Annotated in this window: 17 protein-coding genes; 1 reads left to right on the forward strand and 16 read right to left on the reverse strand. The window is 57.8% G+C overall.

All coding sequences use genetic code 11. The features are described from left to right. Positions 1-94: 94 nt before the first annotated feature. From dnaE to rpsB, 16 genes are all read right to left on the reverse strand, one after another. Positions 95-3,616, reverse strand: a complete 3,522-nt coding sequence (gene dnaE, locus ALO80_RS23235; protein WP_055010685.1) for a DNA polymerase III subunit alpha — start codon at positions 3,614-3,616, stop codon at positions 95-97. 68 nt (positions 3,617-3,684) lie between these two features. Next, entirely contained in the window at positions 3,685-4,338 is a 654-nt protein-coding gene (rnhB, locus tag ALO80_RS23240) for a ribonuclease HII (protein WP_054986428.1), read from the reverse strand. 11 nt (positions 4,339-4,349) lie between these two features. Further along, on the reverse strand, positions 4,350-5,492 hold the full coding sequence (gene lpxB / locus ALO80_RS23245; protein WP_055010686.1) for a lipid-A-disaccharide synthase: 1,143 nt from the start codon (positions 5,490-5,492) through the stop codon (positions 4,350-4,352). A gap of 2 nt (positions 5,493-5,494) precedes the next feature. Beyond that, on the reverse strand, positions 5,495-6,271 hold the full coding sequence (gene lpxA / locus ALO80_RS23250) for an acyl-ACP--UDP-N-acetylglucosamine O-acyltransferase (RefSeq protein ID WP_054986430.1): 777 nt from the start codon (positions 6,269-6,271) through the stop codon (positions 5,495-5,497). Beyond that, positions 6,268-6,708: a 3-hydroxyacyl-ACP dehydratase FabZ gene (gene fabZ, locus ALO80_RS23255; RefSeq protein WP_054986431.1), complete on the reverse strand. Its 441-nt coding sequence runs from the start codon at positions 6,706-6,708 to the stop codon at positions 6,268-6,270. Before fabZ ends, lpxA begins: the two co-directional genes overlap by 4 nt. Positions 6,709-6,817: 109 nt before the next feature. Beyond that, positions 6,818-7,873 (reverse strand): UDP-3-O-(3-hydroxymyristoyl)glucosamine N-acyltransferase, encoded by a 1,056-nt coding sequence (gene lpxD, locus ALO80_RS23260; protein WP_054986432.1) that lies wholly within the window; start codon positions 7,871-7,873, stop codon positions 6,818-6,820. 2 nt (positions 7,874-7,875) lie between these two features. Continuing rightward, the gene (locus tag ALO80_RS23265) at positions 7,876-8,379 is read right to left on the reverse strand and encodes an OmpH family outer membrane protein (RefSeq protein WP_055010687.1); all 504 of its coding nucleotides are present in this window, start codon (positions 8,377-8,379) and stop codon (positions 7,876-7,878) included. A 45-nt stretch (positions 8,380-8,424) separates the two neighbouring features. Then, positions 8,425-10,800: an outer membrane protein assembly factor BamA gene (gene bamA / locus ALO80_RS23270; RefSeq protein ID WP_055010688.1), complete on the reverse strand. Its 2,376-nt coding sequence runs from the start codon at positions 10,798-10,800 to the stop codon at positions 8,425-8,427. A 74-nt stretch (positions 10,801-10,874) separates the two neighbouring features. Continuing rightward, positions 10,875-12,227 carry a sigma E protease regulator RseP gene (rseP, locus tag ALO80_RS23275; RefSeq protein ID WP_055006843.1) on the reverse strand — a complete coding sequence of 451 codons (1,353 nt, stop codon included), beginning with the start codon at positions 12,225-12,227 and terminating at the stop codon, positions 10,875-10,877. A gap of 113 nt (positions 12,228-12,340) precedes the next feature. Continuing rightward, positions 12,341-13,531 (reverse strand): 1-deoxy-D-xylulose-5-phosphate reductoisomerase, encoded by a 1,191-nt coding sequence (gene ispC, locus ALO80_RS23280; protein WP_055010689.1) that lies wholly within the window; start codon positions 13,529-13,531, stop codon positions 12,341-12,343. After that, positions 13,528-14,343 (reverse strand): phosphatidate cytidylyltransferase, encoded by an 816-nt coding sequence (locus tag ALO80_RS23285; RefSeq protein ID WP_055010690.1) that lies wholly within the window; start codon positions 14,341-14,343, stop codon positions 13,528-13,530. The genes ispC and ALO80_RS23285 overlap by 4 nt, the downstream gene beginning before the upstream one ends. Continuing rightward, a complete protein-coding gene (uppS, locus tag ALO80_RS23290) occupies positions 14,343-15,098 on the reverse strand; it encodes a polyprenyl diphosphate synthase (protein ID WP_054986437.1) in 756 nt (251 codons plus the stop codon). The genes ALO80_RS23285 and uppS overlap by 1 nt, the downstream gene beginning before the upstream one ends. Before the next feature lie 16 nt (positions 15,099-15,114). After that, on the reverse strand, positions 15,115-15,672 hold the full coding sequence (gene frr / locus ALO80_RS23295) for a ribosome recycling factor (protein ID WP_054986438.1): 558 nt from the start codon (positions 15,670-15,672) through the stop codon (positions 15,115-15,117). Beyond that, on the reverse strand, positions 15,669-16,412 hold the full coding sequence (gene pyrH, locus ALO80_RS23300; protein ID WP_055010691.1) for a UMP kinase: 744 nt from the start codon (positions 16,410-16,412) through the stop codon (positions 15,669-15,671). Before pyrH ends, frr begins: the two co-directional genes overlap by 4 nt. 205 nt (positions 16,413-16,617) lie before the next feature. After that, positions 16,618-17,481 carry a translation elongation factor Ts gene (gene tsf / locus ALO80_RS23305; protein ID WP_055010692.1) on the reverse strand — a complete coding sequence of 288 codons (864 nt, stop codon included), beginning with the start codon at positions 17,479-17,481 and terminating at the stop codon, positions 16,618-16,620. 190 nt (positions 17,482-17,671) lie between these two features. Continuing rightward, the gene (gene rpsB / locus ALO80_RS23310) at positions 17,672-18,415 is read right to left on the reverse strand and encodes a 30S ribosomal protein S2 (RefSeq protein ID WP_055010693.1); all 744 of its coding nucleotides are present in this window, start codon (positions 18,413-18,415) and stop codon (positions 17,672-17,674) included. Between the two features lie 312 nt (positions 18,416-18,727). On the opposite strand from rpsB, the gene map reads away from it, so the two are divergent. Further along, positions 18,728-19,510 (forward strand): type I methionyl aminopeptidase, encoded by a 783-nt coding sequence (gene map, locus ALO80_RS23315; protein ID WP_054986440.1) that lies wholly within the window; start codon positions 18,728-18,730, stop codon positions 19,508-19,510. Positions 19,511-19,528 lie beyond the last annotated feature (18 nt).

The raw sequence follows: 19,528 nt of genomic DNA on the forward strand, positions 1-19,528 counted from the left end.
GCCGGTTGATCCGTCTGCGCCTTTCCTGTTCGGAACAGGCGCGGTCAGGTCGAAATTAAAATTCAGGGTTGAGCGCAAGTCGAGCCTGCGGCGTTCAACGATACTGGAGAAAGACGTTCTCACGTCCGAACTGGTCACGCAGAGCTTGAATCAAGCTGTCTGCAGGATCAATCCGCCATGCTTCTCCCAATTGCAGCAAGGCACGGGCATCCTGCCCCGTGTAGTCCACCGTGATCGGGCAGGCACCGCGATGGCGCTTGCACAGATCACCCAGCCAGCGTAGCCGGTCGCCCTTGAGCGCTTCGGCGCGCACCGTCACGCGCAGGCTCTCGGCCAGGTTGGTACGGGCGTCCTCGATGCTCATGACGCGCTTGGCGCGCAATCGCAGCCCTCCGGAGAAGTCGTCATTACTGACTTCGCCCTCGACCACTACCATAGCATCGGTCTGCAGCAGCGACTGAGCCGAATGAAATGCTTCGGCAAACAGAGACGCTTCGATGCGTGCAGAGCGGTCGTCCAGGGTAATGAACCCCATCTTGTCGCCCTTCTTGTTCTTCATCACGCGCAAGGCGATTATCAGCCCGGCCACCGTCTGGGTGTCTCTGGCGGGCTTGAGGTCGATGATCCGCTGACGAGCGAAACGACGAATCTCGCCTTCGTACTCGTCGATAGGGTGACCGGTCAGATAGAGGCCAAGGGTTTCCTTTTCACCGCGCAGACGATCCTTCAGACTCAGCTCGCGGGTCTTGCGATGATTGGCGTAGACATCGGCATCCGCTTCGACGAACAGGCCGCCAAACAGATCGGCGTGCCCACTGTCGTGACTGCGCGCGGTTTGCTCTGCCGCCTGAATGGCCTCCTCCAGTGCCGCAAGCAGTACCGACCGGTTACGGTCGATATTGGCCTGATAGGCCTTGGGCTCCAGCTCGAAATAAGGTCCGAGACGATCCAGTGCGCCACTACGAATCAGGCCATCCAGCGTACGCTTGTTGACCCGCTTGAGATCGACGCGGGCGCAGAAATCGAACAGATCCTTGAACGGCCCGTTCTGACGCGCATCGGTAATCGCCTCGACCGGGCCCTCGCCCACCCCTTTGATGGCACCCAGCCCATAAAGAATCCGGCCGTCATCGCTTACCGTGAACTTGAACTCCGATGTGTTCACGTCCGGCGCATCGAGGCGCAGCTTCATCGTGCGCACTTCTTCGATCAAGGTCACGACCTTGTCGGTGTTGTGCATGTCCGCCGACAACACGGCGGCCATGAACGGCGCCGGGTAGTGGGTCTTCAACCAGGCAGTCTGGTACGACACCAGGCCGTAGGCCGCCGAGTGGGACTTGTTGAAGCCGTACCCGGCAAATTTCTCCACCAGGTCGAAAATGTTACCCGCCAGGTCAGGCTCGATATTGTTGGTCTTGCAACCCTCAATGAAACCGCCGCGCTGCTTGGCCATTTCCTCGGGCTTCTTCTTGCCCATCGCACGACGCAGCATGTCCGCACCGCCGAGGGTGTAACCGGCCATGACCTGGGCAATCTGCATCACCTGTTCCTGATACAGAATGATCCCGTAGGTCGGTGCCAGTACCGGCTTCAGGCCTTCATACTGGTAATCGACGTGCGGGTAGGACAGTTCTGCACGACCGTGCTTACGGTTGATGAAGTCGTCCACCATGCCCGATTGCAGAGGGCCGGGACGGAACAGCGCCACCAGTGCGATCAAGTCTTCCAGGCAGTCGGGCTTGAGCTTTTTGATCAGCTCCTTCATGCCGCGCGACTCGAGCTGGAACACCGCCGTGGTTTCGGCGCGCTGCAACAACTGATAGGTCGGCATGTCATCGAGCGGGATGAACGCAATGTCCAGCGGCGCTTCGTTGACCTTGGCACGGTCGCGGTTGATGGTCTTGAGCGCCCAGTCGATGATGGTCAGAGTGCGCAGACCGAGGAAGTCGAACTTCACCAGCCCCGCCGCCTCGACATCGTCCTTGTCGAACTGGGTCACCAGACCGTCACCGGCTTCGTCGCAATAGATCGGTGCAAAGTCCGTCAGCTTGGTCGGAGCAATAACCACACCACCGGCGTGCTTGCCCACGTTACGCACAATGCCTTCAAGCTTGAGCGCCATCTCCCAGATTTCTGCGGCTTCCTCATCAACCTTGAGGAAGTCGCGAAGAATTTCTTCCTGCTCATAGGCCTTTTCGAGGGTCATGCCGACTTCGAACGGGATCATCTTCGATAGGCGATCAGCCAGCCCGTAAGACTTGCCCTGCACCCGCGCCACGTCACGCACCACCGCCTTGGCCGCCATGGAACCGAACGTGATGATCTGGCTGACCGCATTGCGACCGTATTTCTCGGCCACGTATTCGATCACCCGATCACGGCCGTCCATACAGAAGTCGACGTCGAAGTCGGGCATGGAGACCCGCTCCGGGTTCAGGAAACGTTCGAACAGCAGGTCGTACTCCAGCGGATCGAGGTCGGTGATCTTCTGCACGTAGGCGACCAGCGAGCCGGCACCCGAACCTCGCCCCGGACCTACTGGCACGCCGTTGCTCTTGGCCCACTGGATAAAATCCATAACGATCAGGAAGTAACCGGGAAAGCCCATCTGGATGATGATATCCAGCTCGAAATTCAGTCGGTCGACATACACCTGCCGCCTGGCTTCGTAATCCTCCGTCGTGTCTTTGGGCAAGAGGACGGCGAGACGCTCTTCGAGGCCATCGAACGAGACCTTGCGGAAATACTCATCGATGGTCATGCCATCGGGAATCGGGAAGTTGGGCAGGAAGTGAGTGCCCAGCTTGACGTCGATGTTACAGCGCTTGGCAATTTCGACGGTGTTTTCCAGGGCTTCGGGCAGGTCGCTGAACAGCTCGGCCATTTCTTCCGGGCTTTTCAGGTACTGCTGGTCGCTGTAGTTGTGCGAGCGACGCGGATCGTCCAGTGCCCGGCCTTCGCCGATGCACACACGGGTCTCGTGGGCTTCGAAATCGGTCTGCTTGATGAAACGCACGTCATTGGTCGCTACCAGCGGCGCACCGTGACGCTCGGCCAGGGCAACAGCGGCATGCAGGTGTTCTTCGTCATTATTGCGATTGGTGCGCTGCACCTCGAGGTAGAAACGGTCGGGAAATACCGCCATCCATTCGCGCAGCAGCTCGTCCGCCTCGCCGGGATTGCCACCGAGCAGTGCCATGCCGATTTCGCCTTCCTTGGCCGCGGAAAGCGCAATGACGCCTTCACTGGCCTGTGCGACCCATTGGCGCTGGATGACGATCTGCCCGTTGCGCTGGCCCTCGATGAAGCCACGGGAAATCAGCTCGGTCAGGTTTCGGTAGCCCTGAGCATTCATGGCCAACAGGCTGATACGACTGAGCGCGGCGTCCTCATCCCTGCCCGCCAGCCACAGGTCGACACCACAAATCGGCTTGATACCGGAGCCTTGGGCAGCCTTGTAGAACTTGACCAGCGAACACATGTTGTTCTGGTCGGTTACCGCCACGGCAGGCATGTTCATGCCGGTCAGCGCCTTGATCAACGGTTTGACCCGGACCAGACCGTCAACCAGGGAGTATTCGGTGTGCAGGCGTAGATGAACGAAAGAAGCCGGCATGGTGATCCTATAAAACGCGAAAATACAAAAAACGAAGGGCGGGATTGTAACGGGCCCGGGATGAAACGTCAGTCCTGCAATAAGCCGACCGGAAACGGCATCGCGCCGCCGATCATTATCGATGAACGCGCCTCATGGGCCGCACGCACTGGCGCAAAGGAGCGTCGATGAATGGGCGTAGGTCCGAGTCGGGCCAATGCCTCCAGGTGCACCGGCGTAGGATAACCCTTGTGCCCGCCGATGCCATAACCCGGATAGATGCGTTCAAATGCCGCCATTTCCCGATCCCGGCTCACTTTGGCGAGAATCGATGCGGCTGCGATGGCTGGCACTTTGGAGTCACCCTTTACTACCGGAGCCGAGGGTACGGACAGCTGAGGGCAGCGGTTGCCGTCGATCAGGGCAAGCTTCGGCGTGATGCTCAGCCCTTCAACGGCGCGCTTCATGGCCAGCATCGTGGCGTGCAGGATATTCAACCGATCGATTTCTTCAACTTCAGCCCGGGCGATAAACCAGCACAGGGCCTTTTCCTGAATTTCGACGTACAGCTTCTCGCGCCTGGCTTCGGTCAGTTTTTTCGAATCGTTGAGCCCGAGAATAGGCCGGGCAGGGTCGAGAATGACAGCCGCCGTTACAACCGCGCCGCACAGTGGACCGCGGCCCACTTCATCAACACCCGCTACCAGATCCTCGACGAGGGTGAAATCCAGACCTGACTGCATGATGGGCGACCTCACAACGAAGGCGACTGGCCAAGCAGGCTCAACACCGCATCGGCGGCCTGATTGGACGCATCGCGACGCAGCGTACGGTGAATGGCATCGAAACCAGCGGTTTGCGCACCGCCGTCTTCGATCAGTGGCAACAGCGTCCGGGCCAGCGCTTCGGGGGTGGCATCATCCTGCAGCAACTCTGGCACCAGTAGGCGCTGGGCCAGCAGATTAGGCAGCGACACGTAAGGGCTTTTGACCATTCGTTTGAGTATCCAGAAGGTCAGCGGTGCCAGACGATAGGCGACCACCATCGGTCGTTTGTAAAGCAGGGCTTCCAGAGTGGCGGTACCGGAGGCGATGAGTACCGCATCGCAAGCTGCCAGCGCGACATGTGACTGTCCGTCGAGCAGCGTGACCGGCAAATTGCGGTCTTGCAACAGTTGCTCTACCTGAACCCGTCGCTGCGGGCTGGCGCAAGGCAGTACGAAGCGCAAACCAGGGCGCTGCGCGAGCAAAAGCTCGGCAGCATCGAAAAACAACCCGCCCAGACGCCCTACTTCGCCGCCCCGGCTACCCGGCATCAGGGCGACGACAGGCGCTTCCAGGGCGAGGCCCAGCTCTGCACGCGCAGAGGCACGATCGGATTCCAGAGGGATGGTGTCCGCCAACGGATGACCGACAAAACGCACCGGCACGCCCTTCTCTTCATAGAATCGGGCTTCGAACGGCAACAAGGTCAGCATCAGATCACAGCCTTCACGAATCTTCAGCACACGCTTCTGACGCCAGGCCCAGACTGAAGGGCTGACATAGTGCACGGTCTTGATTCCGGCGCGGCGCAGTTGCAGTTCGATGTTAAGCGTGAAATCGGGGGCATCGATACCGATGAAGACGTCCGGCTTTTCATCGATCAGGGTCTGGACCAGCAACTTGCGTCGCGCCAGCAACTCACGCAACCGACCGAGAACCTCGACCAGTCCCATTACCGACAAGCGCTCCATCGGAAAATAAGACTGCATGCCTTCAGCTTCCATCAGCGGGCCACCTACGCCGATGAAGCGCACATCGGGGTGGCGTAACTTGAGGGCCCGCATCAGACCGGATCCGAGGATATCGCCGGATGCTTCACCAGCGACCAGGGCAATACATAATGGCTTGGTCATGATTAGCGAATGATGCCGCGAGTCGACGTCTGGATGGACTGCAGGAATACGGCTACTTCCGGGAACCGAGCCGCTGGCTCGGCCAGATCGGACAGTGCCTGGGCGATGGTCAGCCCCTGACGATAAACCGTCTTGTAGGCTCTGCGCAGCGCATGAATGGCTTCTTCGGAGAAGCCGCGACGGCGCATGCCTTCGAAGTTCATGCTGCGCGCTTCGGCCGGGTTGCCGAAGACCGTCACGAACGCTGGGACATCCTTGCCGATCGCCGTACCCATGCCGGAGAAGCTGTGAGCACCGATGTGGCAGAACTGATGCACAAGAGTGAAGCCGGACAGGATAGCCCAGTCATCGACATGAACATGACCCGCCAGCGCGGTGTTGTTGACCAGAATCACGTGGTTGCCGATCACGCTGTCATGCCCGATATGAGCGTAGGCCATGATCAGGTTGTGGTCGCCCAGCGTGGTTTCGGCACGGTCCTGAACCGTCCCGCGATGAATGGTCACCCCTTCCCGGATCACGTTGTGATCGCCGATGACAAGGCGGGTTTCCTCGCCCTTGTATTTCAGATCAGGCGTGTCTTCACCTACCGACGAGAACTGGTAGATGCGATTGTGCTTGCCGATCCTGGTTGGCCCCTTGAGGACAACATGGGGACCGACGACTGTACCCTCGCCAATTTCCACACCGGCTCCGACGATCGACCAGGGGCCGACCTCAACGTTGTCGGCCAGAATGGCCGTCGGATCGATGATTGCGCGAGGGTCAATCAAACTCATAGTTTACGTTCCGCACAGATGATCTCGGCAGAGCACACTGCCTTGCCATCAACTGTAGCCTTGCATTCGAACTTCCAGATCTGACGCTTGCAGCTCAGGAACTTCGCTTCAAGAACCAGCTGGTCGCCCGGCAGAACAGGGTGACGGAAGCGCAGCTTGTCCGAACCCACGAAATAATAAAGTGTACCGTCGGATGGTTTCGCATCAAGCATCTTGAACGCAAGAATACCCGCAGCCTGCGCCATCGCTTCGATGATCAGGACGCCCGGCATGATGGGATGCTCGGGGAAATGACCGTTGAAAAAAGGCTCGTTGACGCTGACATTCTTGTAGGCGCGAATGTTCTTGTTCTCGACATCCAGCTCGGTCACACGATCCACCAGCAGGAACGGGTAACGGTGAGGCAGGTATTCGCGAATTTCTTTGATGTCCATCATTTCGAGGGGAAGCCTGTAGTAAAGATTAGGGGTGCGTCGCGACTGCGCAACACCCCTCTACATCAAGGAGGCAGTTTATCGACTGTGCACGCTTGATATTAAAAAGGTATCAGCCATCAGATGAGCGATTATCGGAGCAGGTCACCGTCTCGACAGCCTTTTCGAGCTTTTGCAGACGCCGCGCCATGTCATCGATCTTGCGCAGACGAGCTGCGCTCTTGCGCCACTCGGCGGCTGGCTGCATGGCCGTACCCGACGAGTAGGAACCCGGCTCGGTAATGGAATGCGTCACCATCGTCATGCCGGTGATGAAAACGCCATCGCAAATTTCGATATGCCCCACCAGACCGACACCGCCAGCCAGCATGCAGTGCTTGCCTATCTTGGTGCTTCCGGAAATGCCGACACACGCAGCCATTGCCGTGTGATCGCCAATCTGTACGTTGTGGGCGATCTGGATCTGGTTATCCAGCTTCACACCGTTGCCAATTCGCGTATCAGCCAGCGCACCACGATCAATCGCCGTATTGACGCCGATCTCGACATCATCACCCAGGGTGACGCCGCCGATCTGGGCAATCTTCTGCCAGACACCCTTTTCATTGGCAAAGCCAAAGCCTTCACCGCCCAGTACCGCACCCGACTGAATGACCACGCGCTTGCCAATACGAACATCGTGATAGAGCGTCACACGTGGTGCCAGCCAGCCACCTTCACCGATTTCACAACGAGCGCCGATGAAGCAATGCGCACCAATGGTGACATTGGCCGCAATACGGGCACCGCTCTCGATAACGACGAAAGCGCCAATACTGGCGGCAGGATCGACCAGAGCATCGTCGGCAATCACCGCTGTAGGGTGAACGCCGGCCACGCTCTTGGGCTTAGGGTCGAAAAAGTGCGAAATGCGCGCATAGGCCAGGTAAGGATCCGGGACCAACAGCGCGTCGCCGGTGTAGCTGTCGGCGTCTGCGGGCTTGAGCAACACGGCAGCAGCCTGGGCATCTACCAGAAATTTACGGTACCCGGACTTTGCCAGAAAACTGATCTGACCAGGGCCGGCCTCTTGCAAAGTGGCCAGCCCGGTAATGTCCTTGTCCTTGTCGCCACGAAGCGTGGCGCCAAGGAACTCGGCCAGCTGGCCGAGCTTGATGGTTATGCTCATGGTTACTTCAGCTGATTCATGCGCTCGATGACCTGGCGAGTAACGTCATATTGAGGCTTGACGTCAATCACTGCACCGCGCTCGAAAACCAGGTCAAAGCCGCCTTTCTTGATGACTTCTTCAACAGCCTGGTCCAGCTTAGGCTTGAGCTGCTTGAGCATTTCGCGGTCAGCAACGGCTTTGGATTCGTTCAGTTCTTTGGACTGGAACTGGAAGTCACGCGCTTTTTGCTTGAATTCAAGCTCAAGACGCTCCCGCTCAGGCTGAGCCATTTTGTCACCGCCACTCACCAGACGATCCTGAATACCCTTGGCGCTGCTTTCCAGACTTTTCAGTTTGGTCAGTTGCGGGCCGAATTTCTTCTCGGCATCGACAGCGTATTTCTTGGCAGCGTCAGATTCCAGCAAGGCCATCTGATAGTTCAGTACCGCGATTTTCATGTCGGCGAATGCAGGGCTTGCGACCAGTACGGTTGCCAGCATTACCAATTGAGTCAACTTACGCACAATACAACTCCTACAAAATTCGTTGCGTTATCAAAGATCAGACGCTTAGAACGTCTGACCCAGGGAGAATTGGAAGACCTGCGTTTCGGCTTCGTCGTCCGGCTTCTTGATCGGCATCGCCAGGGCGAAGCTCAGCGGGCCGAGCGCGGTGATCCAGGTGACGCCGATACCCACAGAGCTGGCCATGCCGGAAAGGTCGATGTTGTTGCATTCGACTTTCTTGTCACTGGCTGTCTTCCTGCTGGAATCGCAATTGGTGTCAAATACGTTGCCGACATCCCAGAACACGGAGGTGCGCAGGGAACGCTGATCCTTGACGAATGGCAGCGGGAACATGACTTCTACGCCACCCTGAACCAGGGCGTTACCGCCAAATGGCAGTGGATCCTGATCCGGGTCAGCCAATGTGCCCGGCTTGGAACCATTACTCGGCGTACTGCGCGGGCCGAGCGTACTGTCCTTGAAGCCACGTACCGAGTTGAAACCACCCGCATAGTAGTTCTCGTAGAACGGCAGACCCGAAGTCGAACCGTACCCGTCGCCGTAACCCAGCTCGGTGTGCAGACGCAGGGTGTAGTTGTCGGTGATCGGGTGGAAGTACTGAGCACGGTAATCCAGCTTGAAGAACGACAGGTCGCTGCCAGGCAAGGTGGATTCGAACACCAGGCTTTGCGAATGACCACGGGTCGCCAGTACGCCTTTGTTCAGAGTCGATTCAGACCAGCCAACCGACCCCTTGAAGTTCAGGTACTTGTCGCCTTCTTTCTCGACGAAGTCGAAAATCTCGTCAACGGTATATTTGCCGGTCTTGATCTCGTCCTGCTGCACGGTCAGGCCGTACGTCAGGCGCGAGGTCTCGCTGATCGGGTAGCCAAGGTTGATACCGGCACCCAGACTATCAACCGCATAGCTTGCAACATCGACGTCGAGGTCGTCGTAGTTGGTGGTGCGATAGAACGCGCTGTAACCCAGGCTGACACCGTCCGGCGTGTAGTACGGATCGACATAGCTGAAGTTGTAACGGCTCTGGTATTCACTGCGGGTCAGGCCGATGCTGACCTTGTTACCCGTACCCAGGAAGTTGTTCTGGCTGATCGAACCACCGAGGATCAGACCGGCGCTTTGCGCAAAACCCACGCTGGCGGTGATCGAACCGGACGCCTGCTCTTCAACGGCGTAGTTCACATCGACCTGATCGTCGGTGCCTGGAACAGGTGGCGTTTCGACGTTGACTTCCTTGAAGAAGCCCAGACGGTCCAGACGGGTTTTCGACTGGTCGATCAGGTAGGTCGATGCCCAGCCGCCTTCCATCTGACGCATTTCGCGACGCAGCACTTCGTCTTCCGACTTGGTGTTGCCGCGGTAGTTGATGCGGTTGACGTAAGCACGCTTGCCGGGATCAACCACGAAGGTGATATCGACAGTGTGGTCTTCGTTGTTCGGGGTCGGCACGCCGTTGACGTTGGCGAAGGTATAGCCTTCGTTACCCAGACGACGGGTGATCAACTCGGAGGTCGTGGTCATGACCTTGCGCGAGAAGACTTGCCCTGGCTGCACCAGCAGCAAGGATTTGACCTGATCTTCAGGCACCTTCAGGTCGCCGCTCAGTTTCACCGATTTGACGCTGTACTTCTCGCCTTCGTTGATGTTGACCGTGATGTAGACGTTCTTCTTGTCAGGCGTGATCGAGACCTGAGTCGAGGCGATATCCATATTGATATAGCCGCGATCGAGGTAGTACGAACGCAGACGCTCAAGGTCACCCGACAGCTTTTCACGGGCATATTTGTCGTCATTCTTGAAGAACGACAGCCAGTTGCTGGTCTTGAGCTCGAACAGGTCGGTCAGGTCTTCATCGGAAAAGACCGTATTGCCGACCACGTTGATGTGTTGAATGGAGGCTACAGTGCCTTCATTGATGTTGATTTTCAGCCCTACGCGGTTGCGCGGCTGTGGAACGACCTCGGCATCAACCTCGGCAGAGTAACGGCCCTGGGCAACGTATTGGCGTTGCAGCTCGTTACGCACACCTTCGAGGGTTGCACGCTGGAAAATTTCACCCTCGGCCAGACCGGACTGTTTCAGCCCTTTCATCAGGTCTTCGGTGGAAATGGCCTTGTTGCCCTCGATTTCGATACTTGCGACCGAAGGGCGTTCGACGACGTTGATGACGAGTACGTTGCCATCGCGACCCAGCTGGATATCTTGAAAGAAACCGGTTTTGAACAGCGAACGGGTAGCATCGACCAAACGACCATCGTCCGCCTGCTCGCCCACGTTCAGCGGCAGCGCACCAAAGACACTGCCAGCGGAAACCCGCTGCAGGCCATTGACACGAATATCGGAGATGGTGAAGGACTCGGCGTGAACTTCAGCGATCATCAGTGCGGAAAGAACCGCAGTTAGCAGCAGACGTTTCATGAAGTCCTTTCTTATTCCAACTGGCAATAAACAAACTGCCGCAAAATGCGGCAGATTCGCAACTCGGCAAAGCTTTACAGTCGGCCCAGATCGTTGACCAGCGCGAGCAACATTACGCCCACTACCAGACTGATACCGATCTGCGCCCCCCAACCTTGAACCTTTTCCGAAAGGGGACGACCACGCGCCCACTCGATCAGATAAAACAGCAAATGCCCCCCGTCCAGGACGGGAATGGGCAGCAGATTCAGAACGCCCAGGCTGATACTCAGATAAGCGAGGAAGTTCAGAAAATCTCCGATGCCCGACTGGGCCGAAGCGCCCGCCACTTTAGCAATGGTTATCGGTCCACTCAAGTTTTTTACCGAGAGCTCGCCGAACAACATTTTCTTCAGCGAGTCCAGGGTCAGTACGCTCATGTTCCAGGTACGCTTTATACCCTCGCCCATCGCGGCGAAAGGACCATAGCTGACCTCACGCAGCATTTCCGGTGGCCAGTCGACAGCTTTTACACCGGCGCCCAGGTAACCTGCGGCTGCTTTGCCTTCACCTTTGGCGGCGAGCGTTACCGGCATGTCCATTTGCACGCCATCACGCTCAACGCGCATCGATACTTTCGCGTCGGGACGCTCGCGCACCCGGTCGACAACCTGCTGCCATTCATTGAGCGGCTGACCGTCCATCGAAATCAGGCGGTCGCCGGTTTTAAGCCCGGCACCGTGGGCCGGACCTTTTGGATCGATCTCCGCCAGCACCGGCAACAAGGCCGGACGCCACGGACGAATACCCAGCGACTTGATAGGATCAGGCTCTTCAGCGCCCCTGAGCCAGTCGCTCAGTACCAGCTCATGAGGCGTGTCGACAGAAGCCCCTTGGTCCCTGACTTTCAGCGCGATAGTACCGCTTTCGCCCAGACGGCGGACCAGTTGCAGGTTGACCCCGGCCCAACCCGATGTCGGTTCGCCATCGACTTCGACGATTTCCTGCCCGGCAGCCAGACCGGCCTGCTGTGCGATGCTCCCGGACTCGACCGCGCCGATAACCGGGCGCACCTGCTCGCTGCCCATCATCGCCAGCACCCAGAAAAATGCGATGGCCAGCAGGAAATTGGCGGTAGGGCCCGCGATTACGATCGCGATCCGCTGCCCGACTGTCTTGCGATTGAACGATTGATCGGCCAACTCCGGCGGGACATTGCCTTCACGCTCGTCGAGCATTTTTACATAGCCGCCCAAGGGAATCGCAGCGACGACGTACTCCGTACCGTGACGATCACTCCAGCGCAGAAGCGGCGTGCCGAAGCCTACCGAAAAACGCAGCACCTTGACCCCACACCGACGGGCCACCCAGAAGTGGCCGAATTCGTGGAAGGTCACCAGCACGCCCAGTGCAATCAGGGTGCCGAGAATCATGTATAAAGCGCTCATCAGCCTTCTCCGGGTACCGACTGGTCGGCCAGTGTGTTAATCATCACAGGCTTCCAAGCCCGCCACGCACCACATCGACCCGTTCCTTCATATCCTGACGGGCCGTCAGATCGCTATCGCCCACTTCTTTCAAGCCATTGGCCTGCCAGCAAACGCGCTTTCGCATCTGCAGCAAAAACCGCATCGAGCCCTTCGACCGCAGTCACAGGCTCATGATTCAGAACCTCCTCGATCATACCGGCGATTTCCAGATAACGGATACGCCCATCAAGGAATGCAGCAACGGCTACTTCGTTGGCAGCGTTAAGCATGGCAGGCGCGCTGCCCCCGGCCTCCGCCGCCTGACGCGCCAGCCGCAGACAAGGAAAACGCTCCTCGTCCGGCTTTTGAAAATCCAGCTGTCCAATACGAAACAGATCGAGTGGCGCAACGCCAGAGTCTACACGTGCAGGCCAGGCCAGGGCATTGGCGATAGGCGTACGCATGTCTGGATTGCCCAACTGAGCCAGCACCGAGCCATCGACGTAATCGACCAATGAATGGATCACGCTCTGAGGGTGGATCACCACCTCGACCTGATCCGGGCGCGCGTCGAACAGCCAGCAGGCTTCGATCAACTCGAGCCCCTTGTTCATCATGGTCGCCGAATCAACGGAGATCTTGCGGCCCATCGACCAGACCGGATGGGCACAAGCCTGCTCAGGCGTCACATTCTGCAACTGCTCCAGTGGCGTTTCGCGAAACGGCCCACCCGAGGCTGTCAGCATTATCCGCCTGACGCCGACAGCGCCGAGCCCGCGAGCGAAGTCGCCAGGCAGACACTGGAAAATCGCATTGTGTTCACTGTCGATGGGCAACAGCACTGCACCACTCTGCCGAACAGCCTGCATGAACAGGGCGCCGGACATGACCAGCGCCTCCTTGTTGGCCAGCAACACCTTCTTGCCTGCCTCTACTGCAGCCAGAGTAGGACGCAGACCTGCCGCACCGACAATAGCCGCCATCACTGCATCGACCCGAGGGTGCGCCGCCACTTCGCACAGACCGCCCTCGCCTGCCAGAACCCGGGTATCGAGTCCGGCCACAGCGAGGTCGTCCTGCAACTTGCGGGCGACAGCCTGATCGGGAACCACGGCGTATTGCGGTGTATGCCGGATGCACAGGGCCAGCAATTCATCCAGGCGACTGAAGCCGGTCAGCGCGAACACTTGATAAAGCGCAGGATGGCGTGCAACGACATCCAGAGTGCTCAGGCCGATAGAGCCGGTTGCACCCAGAATGGTGATTTGCTGGGGACCACTCACATGACACCCCAGTCAGCAGCCCAGAGCAGAACGGCGAATACCGGAATGGCTGCCGTAAGGCTGTCGATACGGTCCAGCACTCCGCCGTGCCCAGGCAGCAGATTGCTGCTGTCCTTGACGCCGGACTGGCGCTTGAACATGCTTTCAGTCAGGTCGCCAATCACCGAAATGAACACGATCACTGCGGCACCCAGAAGCCCTGCGATGAACTGAACAACGGTCCAGTCGCGGGAAACGCCCACGGCTGCCGTAATACCCAGACTGACCGCCAGACCACCGTATACCCCTTCCCAGCTCTTGCCAGGACTCACCTTCGGAGCCAGCTTGCGTTTGCCGAAAGCCTTTCCGGAGAAGTAGGCGCCAATGTCGGCAGCCCAGACCAGCACCATTACCGACAAGATAAGCCAGTTACCCAATGGCCACTGCTTGATCAGCACCAACCCCTGCCAGGCAGGCAGCAAGATCAGAAGGCCGATCACCAGCTTGCAGGCGGCGCTTGCCCAATGGCTGCTGGAGTCTGGATAGGTAAGAACCAGAAAGGTCGCTACGCTCCACCAGATAACTGCCGCAACAAGCACCCAGGGCTCAAGCCCCGGCAGCAGATACATGAGAAACAGCAGCACTGCGACCACGGCCGCATAGCCGATGCGCATCGACTGCGCGGCAAACCCTGCAAGCCGCGCCCACTCCCAGGCACCCAGCACAACCACCACCCCGATAAACAGGGCGAAGTACATACCGGTCAGCAGGAAAAACCCACACAGGGCGATCGGCAAAAGAATGAGTGCCGTGATGATCCGTTGTTTCAGCATTAAGCCCGGGCTCCAGCTTCTACCTGTTCGCTGGTTTTACCGAAGCGACGTTGGCGAGAAGCGAAATCTGCCAGCGCGGCGCGCATGGCATCGTGTTTGAAGTCCGGCCAGAACAGGTCGGAGAAGTACAGCTCGGCATACGCCAGCTGCCAGAGCAGGAAATTACTGATGCGGTGCTCGCCTCCCGTGCGGATGCACAGGTCAGGCAGCGGCAGATCACCCGTTGCCAGGCAGGTCTGCAGTAGATCAGGGGTAATGTCTTCCGGTTGCAAGTGCCCCGCCTGAACCTCGCGCGCCAGCCGTTGGGCGGCCTGCGCGATGTCCCACTGCCCACCGTAGTTGGCAGCGATCTGCAGCACAAACCGACTGTTGCCGGACGTGCGCACTTCCGCCTCACGCATTGCGGCCTGAAGCTCAGGATGAAAACGCGAGCGATCGCCAATGATCCGCAGGCTGATGTCGTTCTCGTTCAGGCGTTTGGTTTCACGGCGCAGCGCCGTGAAAAACAACTCCATCAGTGCACCGACCTCTTCGGCCGGTCGCTGCCAGTTTTCACTGGAGAACGCGAACAGTGTCAGCACCTCGACCTTGGCTTCGGCACACACTTCGATCACGGCCCGCACGGCGTCGACACCCGCCTTATGGCCAGCAACGCCCGGTAGCAGACGCTTCTTGGCCCAGCGATTATTACCATCCATGATAATCGCAACATGGCGCGGTACCGATGACGGCACGGCCGGTTTTATCTTTTCCATGAAAGCGTCCGAAACCTTAAACAGCCATCAGATCAGCTTCTTTCTGCTTGACCGCAACTTCGATTTCCGCAACGAACTTGTCGGTCAGCTTTTGCACGTCGTCAGCTGCGCGACGCTCTTCGTCTTCGCTGATTTCCTTTTCCTTGACCAGGTCTTTCAACTGGCCAAGCGCGTCACGACGGATGTTGCGCACCGCCACACGAGCGTCTTCAGCAGCATCGCGCGCCTGCTTGGTGAAGCCCTTGCGGGTTTCCTCGGTCAGTGCCGGCATGGAGATCAACAGCAGCTCACCCAGGTTGGTGGGGTTGAAGCCCAGCCCGGAGCTCTGGATGGCCTTGTCGACAGCCGCGAGCATATTGCGCTCGAACGCCACGACCTGAAGGGTGCGCGAGTCTTTGACGGTCACGTTGGCGACCTGGCTCAGCGGGGTATCGGCACCGTAGTAAGGGACCATGACACCACCCAGAATGCTTGGGTGCGCTTTGCCGGTACGGATTCGGGTAAACGCATGCGTCAGCGACTCCAGACTCTTCTGCATACGGGTCTGAGCATCTTTCTTGATTTCGTTGATCATTGTTGGGCTTCCTCGATCAGGGTTCCTTCAGCGCCACCATGGACGATATTCAGAAGGGCACCCGGCTTGTTCATGTTAAAGACGCGCAATGGCATCTTGTGGTCGCGACACAGGCAGATTGCGGTCAGATCCATTACACCCAGCTTGCGATCCAGCACCTCATCGTAAGTCAGATGATCGAACTTCTCGGCATTTGGGTCCTTGAAAGGATCTGCGGTGTACACGCCGTCCACCTTGGTCGCCTTGAGCACCACATCGGCGTCGATCTCGATCGCGCGCAGGCAGGCAGCCGAATCAGTCGTAAAGAACGGATTACCCGTACCCGCAGCAAAGATCACCACCTCTTTGGCGCTGAGATGGCGCATGGCCTTGCGACGGTCATAATGGTCGGTCACGCCCAGCATGGAAATGGCCGACATCACGATGGCCGTGATATTAGCGCGCTCCAGCGCATCGCGCATTGCCAGGGCGTTCATCACAGTGGCCAGCATGCCCATGTGGTCGCCTGTCACCCGATCCATGCCCGCAGCACTCAAGGCCGCGCCACGGAACAGATTACCGCCGCCGATCACCAGCCCGACATGAACGCCGATACCGACCAGTTGACCGACTTCCAGCGCCATGCGGTCCAGCACTTTGGGGTCAATGCCGAACTCTTCCGAGCCCATGAGGGCTTCACCGCTGAGCTTGAGTAGAATGCGTTTATAGCGAGCCTGATAACCACTGCCCTGCTGAGCCATTGCGAATCTCTCCTGCGGCGTTTTCTGAAAAAAATCTGTGCGGGCTATCTCAAGCCTGCGAATACTTTAGCTTGACGCTTGGCACGCGTCGGGAGAATGCAGCCTTGTGAGCACAATCTCCAAGGAAAATTTCCTTTCCCCTTTCGACAAAGAGGCCGCACGCGCAAGCGGGCAGCCTCTTTGGGGCGACAGTTGAAAAACCGTCTTACTGCTTGGCGGCAGCCAGCTGTGCAGCTACTTCGTCAGCGAAGTTATCAACTGGCTTCTCGATGCCTTCGCCTACCTTGAAGTAGGTGAAGGAAACGATTTCAGCGCCGGCTTTCTTGGCCAGATCACCGACCTTGACTTCCGGGTTCTTGACGAACGCCTGCTCAACAAGGCTGGCTTCAGCCAGGAACTTGGTGATACGGCCGCCAACCATTTTCTCAACGATTTCAGCTGGCTTGCCTTTGATCTTGTCTTCGTTCAATTGCAGGAAGACGTTCTTCTCGCGCTCGATCGCTTCGGCAGAAACTTCCGAAGGGAACAGGAACTCGGGGTTGCTTGCTGCCACGTGCATGGCGATGTCTTTAGCCAGCTCGACATTGCCACCCTTGAGGGTAACAACCACACCGATCTTGTTGCCGTGCAGGTAAGTACCCACAACGTCACCCTCGATGCGCTTCAGGCGGCGGATGTTGACGTTTTCGCCAACCTTGCCGACCAGTACCAGACGCGCAGCTTCCTGAGCTTCGATCAGCGGAGCGACATCAGTCAGCTTGTCAGCAAAGGCTTTTTCAACGCTTTCAGAGACAAAGTTCTTGAAATCGTCCTGCAGGGCCAGGAAGTCGGTCTGCGAGTTGACTTCGATGATGACAGCAGCCTTGCCGTCGTCCTTGATAGCGATTGCGCCTTCAGCAGCAACGTTGCCTGCTTTCTTGGCGGCCTTGATTGCGCCGGAAGCACGCATATCGTCGATTGCTTTTTCGATGTCGCCGCCAGCCTTGGTCAAGGCCTTTTTGCAATCCATCATGCCTTCGCCGGTACGCTCGCGCAGTTCTTTGACCAACGCTGCAGTAATCTCTGCCATTTCAAAATCCTCTTGGATAGGTCTTCAACCATTCCACCCGGCTCGCCGGGCGTGCAATTCTTGAAAAATCAGGGTGGCAGCAACACATGACAGCAAGGTCATGGCTACAGACCGACAAATCATTTCCTAGGTGGCAAAAAGGGGGCTAAGCCCCCTTTTCGCGTACTGAGTAAACGCCAGGCGTTTTTACTCAGCCTTCTACAGCGGCTGCAGCTGGAGCTTCTTCGACGAATACGTCGGTGCCGCCAGCAATATTGTTACGACCACGGATAACAGCATCAGCCATCGAACCCATATACAGCTGGATGGCGCGGATTGCGTCATCGTTGCCCGGGATGATGTAGTCAACGCCCTCAGGGCTGCTGTTGGTATCGACAACGCCGATGACCGGGATACCCAGCTTGTTGGCTTCGGTGATCGCGATGCGCTCGTGATCAACGTCGATAACGAACAGTGCGTCTGGCAGACCGCCCATGTCCTTGATACCACCCAGGCTGCGATCCAGTTTTTCCAGATCACGGGTGCGCATCAGGGCTTCTTTCTTGGTCAGCTTGGCGAAAGTACCGTCTTCGGACTGTACTTCCAGCTCGCGCAGACGCTTGATCGACTGACGGATGGTCTTGAAGTTGGTCAGCATGCCGCCCAACCAGCGATGGTCGACGTACGGCGAACCGCAACGTGCTGCTTCTTCAGCAACGATCTTGCCAGCGGAACGCTTGGTGCCGACGAACAGAATCTTGTTTTTGCCCGACGCCAGGCGCTCAACGAAAGTCAGTGCTTCGTTGAACATTGGCAGGGTTTTTTCAAGGTTGATGATGTGAATCTTGTTACGCGCGCCGAAAATGTACTTACCCATTTTCGGGTTCCAGTAACGGGTTTGGTGACCGAAGTGCACACCGGCCTTCAGCATATCGCGCATATTGACTTGGGACATGATAGTTCCTTGATAAGTCGGGTTAGGCCTCCACGTATCCCAATGACCAACCAGTGGCATCTGCCAAAGGCACCCAGGTCATCGTGTCGACACGTGTGTGGGTTTGTGCTTCAAGGACGGACCTTGGAAAGCGGCGCATTTTATATCACAAAAGGGAAGAGAACGGAACTCCCATCAAGTTCTTGTTTTGCGGTGCTTTTAGCGCCACATCGATTACCTATAGAAGGAAGCGATGATTACCCGGCATCGACGGTCTGATAGAATTGCACCTTTGTGCACCAACCGCGTGCCTGCCACGTCGAGAGATTCTGTATGACCATCACCCTCAAAACCCCGGAAGACATCGAAAAGATGCGCATCGCCGGTCGTCTGGCCGCCGATGTTCTGGAAATGATAGCGCCTCACGTCAAGCCTGGCGTGACCACTGAAGAGCTGGATCGCCTCTGCCACGATTACATCGTCAACGAGCAACAGGCGATTCCTGCCCCGCTGAACTACAAGGGCTTCCCGAAATCGATCTGCACCTCGATCAATCAGGTGGTCTGTCACGGCATCCCGAGCGACAAGAAACTGAAGAACGGCGACTCGCTCAACATCGACGTCACCGTCATAAAGGATGGGTACCACGGCGACACCAGCAGGATGTTCCATGTCGGCACCGTTCCGGTATGGGCCGAGCGCCTGTCGAAGGTGACCCAGGAGTGCCTGTACAAAGCCATCGAAATCGTCAGACCCGGCACCCGCCTGGGCGACATCGGTGCAGTCATTCAGAAGCATGCGGAAAAGAACGGTTTCTCGGTGGTCCGGGAGTTCTGCGGTCACGGCATCGGCAAGGTGTTTCATGAAGAGCCGCAGGTCATGCACTTCGGCGAAGCCGGAACCGGTATCGAACTCAAGGAAGGCATGACCTTCACTATCGAGCCGATGATCAACCAGGGACGCCCCGAAACCAAGATCCTTGGTGATGGCTGGACGGCGATCACCAAGGACCGCAAGCTCTCGGCACAATGGGAGCACACGCTGCTGGTCACCGCCGACGGTTACGAAATCTTCACTTTACGCAGTGACGACACTATTGCACAAAAGGCTCCCTGACCGGAGCCTGCCCGAACA

Origin of the sequence: Pseudomonas caricapapayae (genome assembly GCF_001400735.1) — a bacterium.
Classification (GTDB): Bacteria; Pseudomonadota; Gammaproteobacteria; order Pseudomonadales; family Pseudomonadaceae; genus Aquipseudomonas; species Aquipseudomonas caricapapayae.

What these genes read in the sequence shown, in the direction of transcription:
- dnaE (WP_055010685.1), bottom strand. Translation starts at nt 3,616, where the DNA reads ATGCCGGCTTCTTTCGTTCATCTACGCCTGCACACCGAATACTCCCTG.
- rnhB (WP_054986428.1), bottom strand. Translation starts at nt 4,338, where the DNA reads ATGCAGTCAGGTCTGGATTTCACCCTCGTCGAGGATCTGGTAGCGGGT.
- lpxB (WP_055010686.1), bottom strand. Translation starts at nt 5,492, where the DNA reads ATGACCAAGCCATTATGTATTGCCCTGGTCGCTGGTGAAGCATCCGGC.
- lpxA (WP_054986430.1), bottom strand. Translation starts at nt 6,271, where the DNA reads ATGAGTTTGATTGACCCTCGCGCAATCATCGATCCGACGGCCATTCTG.
- fabZ (WP_054986431.1), bottom strand. Translation starts at nt 6,708, where the DNA reads ATGATGGACATCAAAGAAATTCGCGAATACCTGCCTCACCGTTACCCG.
- lpxD (WP_054986432.1), bottom strand. Translation starts at nt 7,873, where the DNA reads ATGAGCATAACCATCAAGCTCGGCCAGCTGGCCGAGTTCCTTGGCGCC.
- bamA (WP_055010688.1), bottom strand. Translation starts at nt 10,800, where the DNA reads ATGAAACGTCTGCTGCTAACTGCGGTTCTTTCCGCACTGATGATCGCT.
- rseP (WP_055006843.1), bottom strand. Translation starts at nt 12,227, where the DNA reads ATGAGCGCTTTATACATGATTCTCGGCACCCTGATTGCACTGGGCGTG.
- ALO80_RS23285 (WP_055010690.1), bottom strand. Translation starts at nt 14,343, where the DNA reads ATGCTGAAACAACGGATCATCACGGCACTCATTCTTTTGCCGATCGCC.
- uppS (WP_054986437.1), bottom strand. Translation starts at nt 15,098, where the DNA reads ATGGAAAAGATAAAACCGGCCGTGCCGTCATCGGTACCGCGCCATGTT.
- frr (WP_054986438.1), bottom strand. Translation starts at nt 15,672, where the DNA reads ATGATCAACGAAATCAAGAAAGATGCTCAGACCCGTATGCAGAAGAGT.
- pyrH (WP_055010691.1), bottom strand. Translation starts at nt 16,412, where the DNA reads ATGGCTCAGCAGGGCAGTGGTTATCAGGCTCGCTATAAACGCATTCTA.
- tsf (WP_055010692.1), bottom strand. Translation starts at nt 17,481, where the DNA reads ATGGCAGAGATTACTGCAGCGTTGGTCAAAGAACTGCGCGAGCGTACC.
- rpsB (WP_055010693.1), bottom strand. Translation starts at nt 18,415, where the DNA reads ATGTCCCAAGTCAATATGCGCGATATGCTGAAGGCCGGTGTGCACTTC.
- map (WP_054986440.1), top strand. Translation starts at nt 18,728, where the DNA reads ATGACCATCACCCTCAAAACCCCGGAAGACATCGAAAAGATGCGCATC.